This is a genomic window from Kitasatospora terrestris, assembly GCF_039542905.1.
GTDB lineage: Bacteria > Actinomycetota > Actinomycetes > Streptomycetales > Streptomycetaceae > Kitasatospora > Kitasatospora terrestris.
In genome coordinates, this window is record NZ_BAABIS010000001.1 from 5548981 (window position 1) to 5564031 (window position 15051).

At 73.4% G+C, this 15051-nt stretch carries 8 protein-coding genes and 2 pseudogenes; 7 read left to right on the top strand and 3 right to left on the bottom strand.

All coding sequences use genetic code 11. The features are described 5' to 3' along the window. Positions 1-62: 62 nt before the first annotated feature. Positions 63-2312: a RelA/SpoT family protein gene (locus ABEB06_RS25580; RefSeq protein WP_345699227.1), complete on the top strand. Its 2250-nt coding sequence runs from the start codon at positions 63-65 to the stop codon at positions 2310-2312. A 7-nt stretch (positions 2313-2319) separates the two neighbouring features. Then, a complete protein-coding gene (gene hflX, locus ABEB06_RS25585; protein WP_345699228.1) occupies positions 2320-3825 on the top strand; it encodes a GTPase HflX in 1506 nt (501 codons plus the stop codon). Positions 3826-3887: 62 nt separating this feature from the next. Here hflX and ABEB06_RS25590 read toward each other — a convergent pair whose 3' ends face one another. Both ABEB06_RS25590 and ABEB06_RS25595 read right to left on the bottom strand, forming a co-directional pair. Beyond that, positions 3888-5054, bottom strand: coding sequence for a trypsin-like serine peptidase (locus ABEB06_RS25590; RefSeq protein ID WP_345699229.1), 1167 nt, complete (start codon positions 5052-5054; stop codon positions 3888-3890). Between the two features lie 29 nt (positions 5055-5083). Further along, entirely contained in the window at positions 5084-6136 is a 1053-nt protein-coding gene (locus tag ABEB06_RS25595; protein ID WP_345699230.1) for a trypsin-like serine peptidase, read from the bottom strand. Between the two features lie 251 nt (positions 6137-6387). Between ABEB06_RS25595 and ABEB06_RS25600 the strand changes: the two genes are divergently transcribed. From ABEB06_RS25600 to ABEB06_RS25620, 5 genes and pseudogenes are all read left to right on the top strand, one after another. Beyond that, the gene (locus ABEB06_RS25600; RefSeq protein ID WP_345699231.1) at positions 6388-8157 is read left to right on the top strand and encodes an IucA/IucC family protein; all 1770 of its coding nucleotides are present in this window, start codon (positions 6388-6390) and stop codon (positions 8155-8157) included. After that, complete coding sequence (locus tag ABEB06_RS25605; RefSeq protein WP_345701987.1) at positions 8049-8714, top strand: GNAT family N-acetyltransferase; 666 nt, start codon at positions 8049-8051, stop codon at positions 8712-8714. Before ABEB06_RS25600 ends, ABEB06_RS25605 begins: the two co-directional genes overlap by 109 nt. Positions 8715-8720: 6 nt before the next feature. After that, the gene (locus ABEB06_RS25610) at positions 8721-10097 is read left to right on the top strand and encodes a lysine N(6)-hydroxylase/L-ornithine N(5)-oxygenase family protein (protein ID WP_345699232.1); all 1377 of its coding nucleotides are present in this window, start codon (positions 8721-8723) and stop codon (positions 10095-10097) included. Further along, positions 10075-11845, top strand: a pseudogene (locus ABEB06_RS25615) (IucA/IucC family protein). The gene ABEB06_RS25610 and the pseudogene ABEB06_RS25615 overlap by 23 nt, the downstream one beginning before the upstream one ends. Positions 11846-11857: 12 nt before the next feature. After that, on the top strand, positions 11858-13936 hold the full coding sequence (locus ABEB06_RS25620; RefSeq protein ID WP_345699233.1) for an ATP-dependent DNA helicase: 2079 nt from the start codon (positions 11858-11860) through the stop codon (positions 13934-13936). A gap of 44 nt (positions 13937-13980) precedes the next feature. On the opposite strand, the pseudogene lexA reads toward ABEB06_RS25620, so the two are convergent. Then, positions 13981-14649: pseudogene (gene lexA / locus ABEB06_RS25625) on the bottom strand (transcriptional repressor LexA); the annotation flags it as partial. Between the last annotated feature and the right edge of the window lie 402 nt (positions 14650-15051).

A 15051-nucleotide genomic window follows, 5' to 3' on the forward strand; every position in this document is an offset into this window, starting at 1 on the left:
GCGCTCGGTAGCATGGACCACCGGGTCGGGAGGCGCTCCGGTGTTCACTGCCGGAGGTGCAGATGACCGTTCGCCCCGAGTTGAGCGTGGGTCTGTCGTCGAGGCCGCAGGTCGGCCGGTTCAGCCGGGCGGCGTTGGGCCGGGCGGGCCGGGCGGCGCTGCTGGCCACCGGCCGGGCGCCGGTGCCGGACGCGATCGAGCCGATCGTGCAGGCGCACCGGCAGCACCATCCCCAGGCCGACCTCGCGCTGCTCAGCCGCGCCTACCGGCTGGCCCAGGAGAGCCACCGCGGGCAGATGCGCAAGAGCGGCGAGCCGTTCATCACCCACCCGCTCGCGGTGACGATGATCCTCGCGCAGCTGGGCGCCGACTCCACCACCCTGGTCGCCTCGCTCCTCCACGACACCGTGGAGGACACCGACGTGACGCTCGCTCAGGTCGCCGAGGACTTCGGCCCCGAGGTGGCGTACCTGGTCGACGGCGTGACCAAGCTGGAGAAGGTGGACTTCGGCGCGGCGGCGGAGCCGGAGACCTTCCGCAAGATGCTGGTGGCCACCGGCGACGACGTCCGGGTCATGGTGATCAAGCTGGCGGACCGGCTGCACAACATGCGGACGATCCGTCACATGAAGCCCGCCAGCCAGGTCCGGATCGCCAAGGTCACCCGGGACGTGCTGATCCCGCTGGCGGAGCGCCTGGGCATCCAGGTGGTGAAGGCGGAGCTGGAGGACATCGTCTTCGCCACCCTGCACCCCGAGGAGTACGCCCGCACCGGCGCGGTCGCCGCCGCGCACGAGGCGGCGCCGGACGAGCTGCTGCGCCCGTTCGCCGTCGAGCTGGGGCGGCAGCTGGCCGAGGCGGGCGTGGCGGCGGAGGTGACCGTGCGGCCGCGGCACCGCGTGTCGCTGCACCGGGTGCTGCTGAAGCGCGCGGCGGCGCTCCGCGAGGACGGGACGGCGCAGGGCCTGCTGCCGGCGGACTTCGGCCGGCTGCTGGTGGTGGTGGAGGAGAACGCGGACTGCTACGCGGTCCTCGGCGAGCTGCACACCTGCTGGACGCCGCTGCCGGGGGAGTTCAAGGACTTCGTGGCGGCGCCCAAGTTCAACCTGTACCAGTCACTGCACACGGCGGTCGCGCTGCCCGGCGGCGAGGTGGTGGAGGTGCTGGTGCGCACCCGGCGGATGCACCGGGTGGCGGAGACCGGGGTGGTCGCGCTGGGCGACCCGCACCAGCACGCGGCCGCGCCCGAGGCCGATCCCGAGGACCGCACCGACCCGGCCCGGCCCGGTTGGCTGAGCCGCTTCCTGGAGTGGCAGCAGGAGACCCCGGACCCGGACGCGTTCTGGTCGGCGCTGACCGCCGACCTCTCGGACGACCGCGAGATCACCGCGGTGACCGAGGACGGCGGGACGCTGCAGCTGCCCGCCGGGGCGAGCTGCGTGGACGCCGCGTACCTGCTCGGCGAGGAGACCGGCCACCGCTGCATCGGGGCCCGGGTGAACGGCCGGCTGGTCGCGCTGTCCACCTCGCTCAAGGACGGCGACATGCTGGCGGTGCTCACCGAGTCGACCGGCGAGCCGACCGGTCCGGCCCCGGAGTGGCTGGAGTACGCGCGCACGCCCGGTGCCCGGCTGGCGATCGAGCGGTGGCTGGCCGCGCACCCGGCGGGTGCCCCGGCGGTGGCCACCGGGCCGTCCGGCGGGCAGCCGGCTCCGGCCGCCCCGCCGCCGGCCGGGCGCGGCACGCTGCCGGTGGAGGTGGTCGGCCGGCCGGGCGCGGCGGTGCGGCTCGCCCGCTGCTGCACCCCGGTGCCGCCGGACGCGGTGACCGGCTTCGCGATCCGCGGCGGCGCGGTGGCGGTGCACCGCAGCGACTGCGCGGCCGGCCGGGAGATGCTGGCGGCCGGCCGGGGCCCGGTGGAGGTGGCGTGGATCCCCGGCGCGGGCCCGGCCGAGGGCTTCCGGGCGACCCTGGTCGCGGAGGCGCTGAACCGGCCCCGGCTGCTGGCCGACCTGACCGCGGCGATCTCCGGCGAGGGCGTGTCGATCTTCTCGGCGGAGGTGGAGCCGCCCCGCCAGCTGCGGGTGCGCCACTCGTACACCGTGGAGCTGCCCGCCGCCGAGGCGCTGCCCGCGGTGATGCGGGCGGTACTGCGGGTGTCCGGGGTGTACGACGTGTACCGGCCGGGGGAGCAGCCGCCCGGGGACACCGCGACAAATGGGGATGACGCGTCCACGGAGGGCGTGGGACCATCGTGGGGAATTCACGGGCGTTCCGCCGCGTTTTCGGAGAGCAGTAGCCGATCAATCTAAGGATGAGATGACCTCCACGTTCGACAGCCGCACCCAGCCGAGCGAGTCCGCGCGCCGACTCGCCGACCTCAAGGCGGAAGCCCTGATGGACGAGGACCTCGCGGCGATCGACGAGGACCTCGACCAGAACTACGACGGCGAGCAGTACGACCGGTCCGAGCGTGCGGCCCTGCGCCGCGTCGTCGGCCTCTCCACCGAGCTCCAGGACGTCACCGAGGTCGAGTACCGCCAGCTCCGTCTGGAGCGCGTGGTGCTCGTCGGCGTGTGGACCGACGGGACGCTCGAGGAGGCCGAGAACTCCATGGCGGAGCTGGCCGCACTCGCCGAGACCGCGGGTTCCGAGGTGCTGGACGGTGTGATCCAGCGCCGCGACAAGCCCGACGCCGCGACCTACATCGGGTCCGGCAAGGCCAAGGAGCTGCGCGACATCGTGGCCTCCACCGGCGCCGACACCGTCGTCTGCGACGGTGAGCTCACCCCCGGCCAGCTGATCCAGCTGGAGGACGTCGTCAAGGTCAAGGTCGTCGACCGGACGGCCCTGATCCTGGACATCTTCGCCCAGCACGCCAAGTCCCGGGAGGGCAAGGCGCAGGTCTCGCTCGCGCAGATGCAGTACATGCTGCCGCGCCTGCGAGGCTGGGGTCAGTCGCTGTCCCGGCAGATGGGTGGTGGTGGCTCCGGCTCGTCCGGCGGCGGCATGGCCACCCGTGGCCCCGGTGAGACCAAGATCGAGACCGACCGTCGTCGGATCCGCGAGAAGATGGCGAAGCTCCGCAAGGAGATCGCCGAGATGAAGAAGGGCCGCGACACCAAGCGCCAGGAGCGCAAGCGCCACCAGGTGCCGTCCGTGGCCATCGCCGGGTACACCAACGCCGGCAAGTCCTCCCTGCTCAACCGGCTCACCGGCGCCGGCGTCCTGGTGGAGAACGCCCTGTTCGCCACCCTGGACCCGACGGTCCGGCGGGCCCAGACCCCCAGCGGCCGGGTCTACACCCTGGCCGACACGGTCGGGTTCGTCCGGCACCTGCCGCACCACCTGGTCGAGGCGTTCCGCTCGACCATGGAGGAGGTCGCCGACGCCGACCTGATCCTGCACGTGGTGGACGGCTCGCACCCCGAGCCGGAGACCCAGCTCGCCGCGGTCCGCGAGGTGATCGTCTCGGTCGAGGCACAGAACGTGCCCGAGATCGTGGTGATCAACAAGGCGGACGCCGCGGACCCGCACGTGCTGCAGCGCCTGCTGCGCCGCGAGCCGCACGCCATCGTGGTGTCGGCCCGCAGCGGCACGGGCATCGACGAGCTGCTGAAGCTCATCGACGACGAGCTGCCGCGCCCCGCGATCGAGCTGCACGTCCTGGTGCCGTACACCCGCGGCGACCTGGTCAACCGGGTGCACAAGGAGGGCGAGCTGCTCTCCACCGAGCACACCGCCGAGGGCACCCTGCTGCACGCCAAGGTGGCCGCGGAACTGGCCGCCGAGCTGGAGCGCTACACGGTGGTCGCGACCGGCTGAGCCGCCGCGACCCGGAAGGGCCCGGCCCCCCTCGCGCGAGGGGGGCCGGGCCCTTCCGCGTGTCACTTGGGGAGCTTGTCGGCGAACGCCTCGTACATCTTGCGGGCCGTGTCGGTGAGAGTCGGCGAGGCCAGCATGGTGGAGGTCGAGTTGCCGACCGAGGTGTTGCCGATCAGCGCGGGCTTGCCGCCGCGCTGGGTGAACCAGCCGCCGCCGCTGGAACCGCCGGTCATGGTGCAGCCGATCGACTGCATCGGCGGGCGGCTCAGGTCGTAGGCGTACACGGTCGCCTTCACGGCCGAGTCGCAGTGCTCCAGCTCCGCGCCGTCGAACGGGGCGTCCGCCGGGTAGCCGTAGGCGGCGAGCGAGGGCACGGTGTCGGGCTGGGCGTTGAACCAGACCGGCACGGCGCCGCCGACGGTCTCCTCCAGCGACTTGCCGCCGCCGTCCTCGTTGTGGACGTGCAGCAGCGCGAAGTCGTACTGGCTGGCCGGGCCGCCGGTCTCGCCGCCCTCGGTGGTCCAGGTCGGCGTCACCCGGATCGCGTCGGCGGCGAACATGCCGTACGGCGCGACCTGCTCGAAGGTGGCCTTCTTGCCGCCGCTGGCGGCGCCGGTCCGGTTGTACGAGGGCACGAAGCTGATCTTCTTGAAGAAGTCGCCGCCCTTGCCCTCGTGGACGCAGTGCGCGGCCGTCCACACCAGGTTGGACTTGCCCGGGTGCTTCGGGTCGGCGACCACCGTGCCGGAGCACTCCGACCACTGCTTCTCCGAGACCTGCATGAAGATCTTGCCGACCACCGCGGTGCCCGGGCTGTACGGGTGCTTCTCCGGCTTGGCTGGGATCGCCGCCGGGAACCGCACCTCGGCCCGGGTCGGGGTCTTCGCCTGGGCGGCGTTGGCCTCCTTGGGCTTGACGCCCTGGGCGGTCTGCAGCTTGCCGAGGTCCCAGTAGTCCTTGACGGACTTGAAGGTCTCCGGGCTGAAGCCGTGCTGGGAGGCGAACTTCTCCCAGTCGTCGGCCGACCAGTCCTGCATCTTGGCGATCTGCGCCTGGAGGTCCTTGAGGTCGATGCCGGGCTTGGCGGCGCCGGACGACGCGGACGACGCGGCCGGCGGGGCCGCGTTCGGCTTCGGGTCGTCGTCGTTGCAGGCGGTCGCGGTCAGGCTCAGCACGGTGAGCACCGCGGCGGCCGCGGCCGCGCGGGACCGGTTGTTCAGGGTACGCATGGTCGAATTCCCCGTGGTAGGTCGGTTGTTCACTTCTTGGCGAGGTAGTCGAGGGCCTGCCGGGCGACGGTCTCCAGGTACGGGCCGTTCAGGGTGGTGCGCGCGGCGGTGCCGATCGAGGTGTTGCTGACCAGTGCCTGCCTGCCGTCCGGCATGGTGGCGAACCAGCCGCCGCCGCTCGCCCCGGCGGTCATGGTGCAGCCGATGGTCAGCATCGCCGGACGGGCCGCGTCGAAGGACCGGCTGCCCGGGCGGCCGCCCTCGCAGTGCTCCAGCTCCTTGCCGTCGAACGGCGCCACCGAGGGGTAGCCCCAGACCGAGACGGCGAGCTGCTCGCGCGGCGCGTCGAACCAGACCGGCACGGCCGTGCCGATGGTCTCCTCCAGCGACTTCCCGCCGCCCTTCGGGTCGCGGACCCGGATCACGGCGAAGTCGTACTGGTTGGCGGCGTCGCCGGCCCGGGTGCCCTCGGTGGTCCACAGCGGCGAGGTGATCACCTTGTCGGCCCACCACTGGCCGTACGGCGCGGTCTCGTCGAGGCCCGCCTTGTGGCCGCCGCTGGCGGCGCCCGAGCTGTTGTAGGCCGGCACGAAGATCAGGTTCTGGTACCAGTCACCGCCCCTGCCCTCGTGGACGCAGTGCGCGGCCGTCCACACCAGGTCGGACTTGCCCGGGTGCGCGGGGTCGGCGACCACGGTGGCCGAGCACTGGCCGACCCCGCCCTTGGGCGCGGTCATGAAGATCTTCCCGGCGGCCGGGAAGCGCGTGTACGGCCGCTCGGCGGGCAGCGCCCGCACCACCGGGGCCGGCTCGGCGGTGGGCGACGGCGAGGGCTGCGGCGGGGCCGGCTCGGGCTGCCGCGGCTCCGCCCGGTCGAGCGTGTCGGCGTTCCAGAAGTCCTGCGCCACCGGATTGGAGAAGGTGTGCCGCTTCGCCCAGTCGTCCCAGTCCTGGAAGTGCCAGCCGCGCAGCGCCTCCCAGCTCGGCCGGGAGTCACCGCCCCCCGACGTGCACGCCGCAGCACCGAGCAGCACCGCCGCGGCGAGCGCGGCGCAGCGCGCTCTTCGCCCGAACGTCGCCATCGTCCCCCCTGCTGTTCGAAAATCCCCGGGGAAGTCTCCCATCCGGGCCGGTGCCGACCCCACCCGGCTTCCGCGCTGTTGACGTCCGGTCACCGAACCGTGACCGCGACGGTCCGTCAGGGTCGCACCCTTCACTCGACCGGGTGAGTGATCCACCGTCTTTCACCACAAAGAGTGAGCTGATCTTGTGATCACCCGCAGTGGATAGGTAGCCCTTACCTCCAGACGATCGCACGGCCCGAGGAGGGGCTTTGGTCACCACTCTCACCGGAGTGCCTCCGGCCGCCCTGGCCCGGTCGGGCGCCGAACACCCCACCGACCCGCTGCTGCACCCCGATCCGGCCGCCGCAGCCGAACACGCCGCCACCGAGAGCCTGCTGCGCTGCTGGGCCCGGGAGACCGGCGCCCGCCCGGACGGCGACCGGCTGCGGGTGGCCGTGCTCGGCGGCGCCGCCGAGATCACCGCCCCGGTGCTGCACTGGTCCGCCTGCGGCTGGCACCGCTTCGGCCCGGCCACCGTCACCACCGCCGCCCTGCAGCACGGCCGGCCGGTGGACGCCGTCACCGTCGCCGCGCTGATCGCCGGCGCCGCCACCGACGACCCCGACCCCGGCCAGATCGCCGACCTGACCGCCAGGGTCGCCGACTCGGTCGGCCGCACCGCGGAGATCCTCGGCCACCGGCGCGCCCTGTCCGCCACCCCGCCGAGCCCCTTCCTGCGCGCCGAGCAGGCCCTGCTGCTCGGCCACCCGCTGCACCCCACCCCGAAGAGCCGCGACGGCCTCGGCCCCGCCCAGTCCGCCGCGTACTCCCCGGAACTGCACGGCAGCTTCCGGCTGCACTGGTACGCCGTCGACCGCACGCTGCTCGCCGCCGACTCCGCCACCGGCCGCCCCGCCGAGGAGCTCACCGCCGAGCTGTACGGCCGCCCGCTGCCGCCCGGCACCGCCGCCCTCCCGCTGCACCCCTGGCAGGCCCGCGAACTCGCGCTGCGCCCCGCCGTCGCCGAACTCCTCGACAGCGGCCTGCTGCACGACCTCGGCCAGCACGGCGAGCCCTGGCACCCCACCAGCTCGGTGCGCACCGTCAGCCGCCCCGGCACCCCGTGGATGCTCAAGCTCTCGCTCGCCCTGCGGATCACCAACTCCCGCCGGGAGAACCTGCGCAAGGAGCTCCACCGCGGCGTCGAGGTGCACCGGCTGCTGGAGGCCGGCCTCGGCGCCCGCTGGAAGGCCGCCCACCCCGGCTTCGACATCGTCCGCGACCCGGCCTGGATCGGCGTCGACCACCCGGCCCTCGGCGAACCCGGGGGACTGGACACCGTGCTCCGCCAGCAGCCCTTCGGCCCCGCCGACCGGGCGCTGTGCGTCGCCGGGCTGGTCGCCGAGCAGCCGATCGGCCGGCTCACCTCGCAGCTGTCCGACGTGCTCGGCGAGCTCGCCGCCCGCACCGGCCGACCGGTCGCCACCGTCGCCACCGAATGGTTCCTGCGCTACCTGGACGCCGTCGTGCTGCCCATCCTCTGGCTGGACGGCCGGGCCGGCATCGCGCTGGAGGCCCACCAGCAGAACAGCCTGGTCGTGCTGGACGCCGAGGGCTGGCCGGTCGGCGGCCGCTACCGCGACAACCAGGGCTACTACTTCCGGGAGTCCGCCGCCGACCGGCTCCGGCAGCAGCTGCCCGCCCTCGGCGCGCACAGCGACACCTTCGTGCCCGACACGGTCGCCGACGAGCGCTTCGCCTACTACCTCGGCATCAACCACGTCCTCGGCCTGATCGGCGCCTTCGGCTCGCAGCGGCTCGCCGACGAGCAACTGCTGCTCGCCGCGCTGCGCCGGTTCCTGGCCGGCCCCCGGGCCGCCGCCACCGGCTCCACGCTGCCCGCCCACCTGCTGCAGGCACCCACCCTGCGCTGCAAGGCCAACCTGCTCACCCGGCTGCACGGCCTGGACGAACTGGTCGGCCCGGTGGAGACGCAGTCGGTCTACGTGGCCCTCGACAACCCGGTGGCCGGGGCGTGACCCCCGGCGGCGCGGCGGTGACCGTCCCCACCGCCGCCGGGGAGTTCCGGCTCCGCCCGGTCACCCTGCCCGGCGACCTCGACCTGCTCACCGGCTGGATGAACGACCCCGCCGTGGACGCCTGGTGGGAGCTGGCCGGGCCGCCCGGGACCACCGAGCGCCACCTGCGCGCCCAACTCGACAGCGACGGCCGCAGCATCCCGTACCTGGGCCTGCTCGACGGCGTCCCCACCGGCTACTTCGAGCTCTACCGGGCCGACCTCGACCCGCTCGCCGCGCACTACCCGGCCCGCCCGCACGACATCGGCGTCCACCTGCTGCTCGGCCCGCCCACCGCCCGCGGCCGGGGCCTGGGCAGCCTGCTGCTCGGCGCGCTGGCCGGCCTGGTCCTCGACCAGCGCCCCGAATGCACCCGGGTGGTCGCCGAACCGGATCTGCGCAACACACCCTCGCTACGGGCCTTCCGCAACGCCGGGTTCACCCGGACCGCCGAGCTCGACCTGCCCGCCAAACGCGCCGCCCTGATGGTCCGGCCGCGCGCACCGCACGAGTCCTAGGACGAGATGGATCTCCCGCAGCCCGAACCGTACGACCTGATCGGCGTCGGCATCGGCCCTTTCAACCTGTCCCTGGCCGCCCTCGCCGACCGCGCCGACGGCGTCGACGCCCTCTTCCTCGACGCCAGACCGGAGTTCCGCTGGCACCCCGGCATGCTGGTGGACGGCGCCCGGATGCAGGTGCCCTTCCTCGCCGACCTGGTCTCGCTGGTCGACCCGACCAACCCGTGGTCCTTCCTCAACTACCTGCGCCACCAGGAACGGCTGCTCCCGTTCTACTTCGCCGAGCGCTTCCAGCTGCCCCGCCGCGAGTACGAGCACTACTGCCGCTGGGCCGCCGACCGGCTGCCCAACTGCCGCTTCGGCCGACCGGTGGCCGCGCTGCACTGGGACGCCGAGGAGGAGCTGTTCCGGGTGGTGACCGGCGGCCCGGCGGCCGAGGAGCACCGGGCCCGCAACGTGGTGCTCGGCGTCGGCACCGAACCCGTCCACCCCGAGGCCTTCGCCCCGCTGCGCGCCCACCCCGCCGTCTGGCACTCCGCCGAGTACCTGCACCGCCGCGACACCCTGGCCGGTGCCCGGGACATCACCGTGGTCGGGTCCGGACAGTCCGGCGCCGAGGTCTTCCTCGACCTGCTGCGGCTGCGCGCCGGCGACGGCACCCGGCTGCGCTGGCTCACCCGCACCCGGGCGCTCGCCCCGATGGAGTACTCCAAGCTCGGCCTGGAGCAGTTCACCCCCGACTACACCCGGTACTTCCACGGCCTGCCCGCCGACACCCGGGACGCCCTGGTCCCCGCCCAGTGGCAGCTGCACAAGGCCGCCAGCGCCGAGACCCTCGCCGAGATCCACGACCACCTGTACGAACGGACCGTCGGCCGCCCGCTCGACGCCGACCCGGTCGAGATCCTGCCCGGCACCGCCGTCACCGAGGCCGCCGCCGGACCGTGCGGCGGCCTCGAACTGCACTGCCGGCACGTCGACTCCGGGCGGCGGCACCTGGTGCGCACCGACGCCGTCGTCCTCGCCACCGGCTACCGGGCCGTCCGCCCGGCCCTGCTCGACCCGGTCGCCGACCTGGTCGACTGGGACGAGCACGGCCGCTACCGGGTCGACCTGGACCACCGGGTCGCCCTGCGGCCCGGCGTCACCGGCGGTCTGTACGTGCAGAACGCCGAGCTGCACACTCACGGTGTCGGCACCCCGGACCTCGGCCTGGGCGCCCACCGCGCCGCCGTGATCCTCAACGCCGTCGCCGGCAAGCCGCTCCACCCGCTGCCCCTCCGCACCGCCTGGACCACCTTCGCCCCGCCCGCGTCCGTTCCGCCGGTGCTCCCCAGACCCCAGGAAGGCCACGTCCGTGCCGCAGCAGCACCCCGCTGAACCCGCGCTCCACCTGCCCGCCCAGCTGACCGCGGAGCACTGGGGCCGGGCACGGCGGGCGCTGCTCGCCAAGATGCTCGGCGAGTTCGCCTACGAGGAGCTGATCGAACCGGTCCCGGACGGGGACGGCTGGCTGGTCGAACTCCCCGGCGCCGCCTACCGGTTCCGGGCCGACCGCGGCGCGTACGGCAGCTGGCGGGTCGACCCCGGGTCGCTGGACGGGGACGCGGACCCGCTGCGCTTCCCGCAGCACGCCGCGCAGCCGCTCGGCCTCGGCGGCGACACCGTCGGCCACCTGGTCCGCGAGCTGACCGCCACCCTGATCGCCGACGCCCACCACGACGCCACCGCGCTGACCGCCGCGGAACTCGCCGACCTCGACCACGTCGCCCTGGAGGGCCGGCAGACCGGCCACCCGTGGATCGTCCCCAACAAGGGCCGGCTCGGCTTCTCCGCCCGCGACTGGGCCGCCTGGGCCCCCGAGGCCCGCGTCCCGCAGCGGCTGCCCTGGCTGGCCGTGCACCGCCGGCTCGCCGAGTTCCGCGGCGACCCCGGCCTGTACGAGCGCGAGCTGGAACCCGCCTTCCGCGACCAGCTCGGCGAGGACTACCTGCTGCTGCCCGTCCACCCCTGGCAGTGGGACGAGACCGTGGTCGGCCTGTTCGCCCCCTGGATCGCCAGCGGCGAGATCGTCCCGCTGCCCAGCGACGGCGACCTGCGGCTGCCCCAGCAGTCCATCCGCAGCTTCTTCAACCTCTCCCGGCCCGACCGGTGCACCGTGAAGCTGCCGCTGTCCATCCTCAACACCCTGGTCTGGCGCGGCCTCCCGGTCGAACGCACGCTCGCCGCGCCCGCCGTCACCGCCTGGATCCACGGCCTGCGCGACCGCGACGCCTTCCTGCGCGACGAGTGCCGGGTCGTGCTGCTCGGCGAGATCGCCTCGGTCACCGTCGACCACCCGATCTACCGCGACCTGCCCGAGGCGCCCTACCAGTACAAGGAACTGCTCGGCGCGATCTGGCGCGAACCGCTCGGCGCCCACCTCGAACCCGGCGAGCGCGGCCGGACCCTCGCCGCCCTGCTGCAGACCGGCTCCGACGGCCGGGCCCTGGTCACCGAACTGGTCGCCCGCTCCGGCCTGGCGCCCCGGGCGTGGCTGAAGCGGCTGTTCTCCGCGATGCTGCCGCCGCTGCTGCACTTCCTGTACCGCTACGGCACCGTCTTCTCCCCGCACGGCGAGAACGCCATCGTGCTGTTCGACGACCGGGACGTCCCGGTGCGGCTGGCCGTCAAGGACTTCGTCGACGACGTCAACATCAGCGACCAGCCGCTGCCCGAACTCGCCGACCTGCCGGCCGAGGTCGACGCCGTACTGCTGCGCGAAGGCCCGGACTTCCTCTGCCAGTTCATCCACTCCGGGCTGTTCATCGGCGTCTACCGCTACCTCGCGCCGCTGGTCGAGGCCCAGCTGGACGTCCCGGAGGCGGAGTTCTGGGAGCTGGTCCGCGAGGAGGTCCTCGCCCACCAGCTGCGCTTCCCCGAGCTCGCCGAGCGCTTCGAGCTCTTCGACCTGCTCGCCCCCCCGGATCGAGCGGCTCTGCCTCAACCGCAACCGGCTGCTCCTCGACGGCTACCGCGACCGCCCGCACCGCCCGCACGCCGCCGTGCACGGCTCGGTCGACAACCCGCTGCACCCGCACGCCGAGCTGCCCACCCAGCGGCACGGGATTGTCACCCCCGCGCCGTAGGGTGGGAGTGCCATGACGAACGACTCCGCATCCCCGCCGCCGGACGACGACGCACCCGCCGCCGTACCCGCCTCGCGCATCCCAGAGCTGCTGCACGCCGCCGTCACCGCCGTCGGCGGCGTGGAGCGACCCGGCCAGATCACCATGGCCGAGGCGGTCGCCGCCGCCGTCGACAACGACGAGCACCTCCTCGTCCAGGCCGGCACCGGCACCGGCAAGTCACTCGCCTACCTGGTGCCCGCCCTCGCCCACGGCGACCGCGTGGTGGTCGCCACCGCGACCCTCGCCCTGCAGCGCCAGCTCGTCGAGCGCGACCTGCCGCGCACCGTCGACGCCCTGCACCCCGTGCTGCGCCGCCGGCCGCTCTACGCCATGCTCAAGGGCCGCTCCAACTACCTGTGCCTGCACCGGGCCAACGAGGGCACCCCGAGCGACGAGGGCGAGGGCCTGTTCGACCCGGTCGAGGTGATGGGCGGCCCCACCGGCAAGCTCGGCCAGGACGTGCTGCGGCTGCGCGACTGGGCCGACGAGACCGAGACCGGCGACCGCGACGACCTCTCGCCCGGCGTCTCCGACAAGGCCTGGGCCCAGCTCGCCGTCACCTCCAAGGAGTGCCTCGGCGCGTCGCGCTGCGCGTACGGCCAGGAGTGCTTCGCCGAGAAGGCCCGTGAGAAGGCCAAGCTCGCCGACGTGGTGGTCACCAACCACGCGATGCTGGCGATCGACGCCATCGAGGGCGCCCCGGTGCTCCCCGAGCACGGCCTGCTGATCATCGACGAGGCGCACGAGCTGGTGAACCGGGTCACCGGCGCCGCCACCGCCGAACTCACCGTCAACGCCGTCAACCGGGCGGTGCGGCGTGCCGCCAAGCTCGCCAACGAGAAGTCCGTCGACGCGCTGCAGGCCGCCGCCGAGAACTTCCACGGCCTGATGGAGACGGCGCAGGCGGGGCGGCTGGAGGAGCTCCCCGAGTACCTGGCGTACGCGGTCGCCGGCATCCGGGACGCCAGCCGGCAGGTGATCACCTCGCTCGGCGAGACCCGGGACAAGGGCCTCACCGACGAGGACGCCGTCCGCAAGCAGGCCATGGCCTCCGCGGAGACCCTGCACGAGACCGCCGACCGGCTGCTCTCCGAGTCCGAGTGGGACGTCATCTGGGTCGAGCGCAGCGACCGCTTCGGGATGGGCACCGCCTCGCTGCGGGTCGCCCCGCTCAGCGTCTCCGGCCTGCTCCGGGAGAACCTCTACAAGGAGCGGTCGGTCGTCCTCACCTCCGCCACCCTCAAGCTCGGCGGCGACTTCAACGGCGTCGCCGCCTCGCTCGGCCTGCCCGGCGAGAGCCGGCTGCCCGATGTGCGGAGTCCGGCCGAGCCCGAGGTGGAGGTCGGCGAGGACGCGCCGCCGTACTGGCGCGGCATCGACGTCGGCTCCCCGTTCAGCTACCCCAAGCAGGGCATCCTGTACGTCGCCAAGCACCTCGCCGACCCCGGCCGCGACCCCGAACGGCCGGACATGCTCGACGAGCTGACCGAACTGATCGGCGCGGCGGGCGGGCGGACGCTCGGGCTGTTCTCCTCCATGCGGGGCGCGCAGGCCGCTGCGGAGGCGCTCAGGGAGCGGCTGGACAACCGGATCCTGCTCCAGGGCGAGGACACCCTCGGCGAGCTGATCCGCGAGTTCGCCTTCGACGCGAGCACCTGCCTGTTCGGCACGCTCTCGCTGTGGCAGGGCGTCGACGTGCCCGGCTCCGCGTGCCAGCTGGTGGTGATGGACCGGATCCCGTTCCCGCGGCCGGACGACCCGCTGATGAGCGCCCGCCAGAAGGACGTCGAACAGCGGGGCGGCAACGGCTTCATGGCCGTCGCCGCGACGCACGCCGCGCTGCTGATGGCCCAGGGCGCGGGGCGGCTCGTCCGCGCGGCGGACGACCGCGGGGTGGTCGCGGTGCTCGACCCGCGGGTGGAGACCAAGCGGTACGGCGGGTTCTTCCGGTCGTCGATGCCCAACTTCTGGTACACGACGGACCGCAACCAGGTCCGGCGGTCGCTGGCGGCGATCGACGCGAGCGCGCCGCCCGTGAAGCCCCGATAGGGACGGGCAGGGGCGCGAGGAACTGCGCGCCCCTGTCTTCCGTCTCAGAGCCGGCGCAGGACGGCGACGACCTTGCCGAGGATGGTCGCGTTGTCGCCCGGAATGGGCTCGTACGCCGGGTTGTGCGGCATCAGCCAGATCTTGCCGTCCTCGCGCTTGAGGCGCTTGACGGTCGCCTCGCCGTCGATCATCGCCGCGACGATGTCGCCGTTCTCCGCGACGGGCTGGCGGCGGACCGTCACCCAGTCTCCGTCACAGATGGCGGCCTCGATCATCGAGTCGCCCTTGACGGTGAGCGCGAACAGCTCGCCCTCGCCGACCAGCTGACGGGGGAGCGGGAAGACGTCCTCGACGGTCTGCTCGGCGAGGATCGGCCCACCGGCGGCGATCCGGCCGACCAGCGGCACGTACGAGGTGGAGGGGCGGCCGGCGGTCTCGGCGGTGTTCGGCCGGGCGACCTCGACGCCGCGGACCTCGTACGCGCGCGGCCGGTGCGGGTCGCGCCGCAGGAAGCCCTTGCGCTCCAGCGCCATCAGCTGGTGCGCCACCGAGGAGGTGGAGGAGAGCCCGACGGCCTGGCCGATCTCGCGCATGGACGGCGGGTAGCCGCGCCGCTGGACGGAGTCCCTGATGACCTCGATGACCCGGCGCTGGCGCTCCGTCAGGCCGGCCTCGTCGGTGCGGATGCCCGGGGGGCGGCCGGGGAGGGCACGGACGACGGGGGTGGACACGCCGAGGTCGACGTCGTCGATCGGCTGGCTTCGGCTCATGGTCTGGTCCATGCTCTCCTGGTCAGTGGTGCGCGCGGAACGCTCCTGCACCGGGATGGCGGTTTTGGCTTCGACGTTGATCGCGGTCATGGCGGCCCTCGATTCGACAGGTGCTGTTTCTCCCTGCCAACTCAACGGGCCTCCTTTCGAAAGGTTGCGCCAAACACACGTTCGAGTGAATTTATTCGAGTTTGCTCGCCGCGATCAAGGTCTCGGGTGTACATCGCTCTAATGTTCGACTCGGACAGTCTATTCGGCGCCCTCGGAGAATTTCGACCCGATCCGGCGCGTCGGGTGTCGCTCACCAGATCTTGTGGCTACTGTCCTCGGTCGGGGCTACAGGTT

Coding starts and splice junctions, on each gene's coding strand:
- hflX (WP_345699228.1), top strand. CDS start 2,320: ATGACCTCCACGTTCGACAGCCGCACCCAGCCGAGCGAGTCCGCGCGC.
- ABEB06_RS25610 (WP_345699232.1), top strand. CDS start 8,721: ATGGATCTCCCGCAGCCCGAACCGTACGACCTGATCGGCGTCGGCATC.
- ABEB06_RS25595 (WP_345699230.1), bottom strand. CDS start 6,136: ATGGCGACGTTCGGGCGAAGAGCGCGCTGCGCCGCGCTCGCCGCGGCG.
- ABEB06_RS25580 (WP_345699227.1), top strand. CDS start 63: ATGACCGTTCGCCCCGAGTTGAGCGTGGGTCTGTCGTCGAGGCCGCAG.
- ABEB06_RS25620 (WP_345699233.1), top strand. CDS start 11,858: ATGACGAACGACTCCGCATCCCCGCCGCCGGACGACGACGCACCCGCC.
- ABEB06_RS25590 (WP_345699229.1), bottom strand. CDS start 5,054: ATGCGTACCCTGAACAACCGGTCCCGCGCGGCCGCGGCCGCCGCGGTG.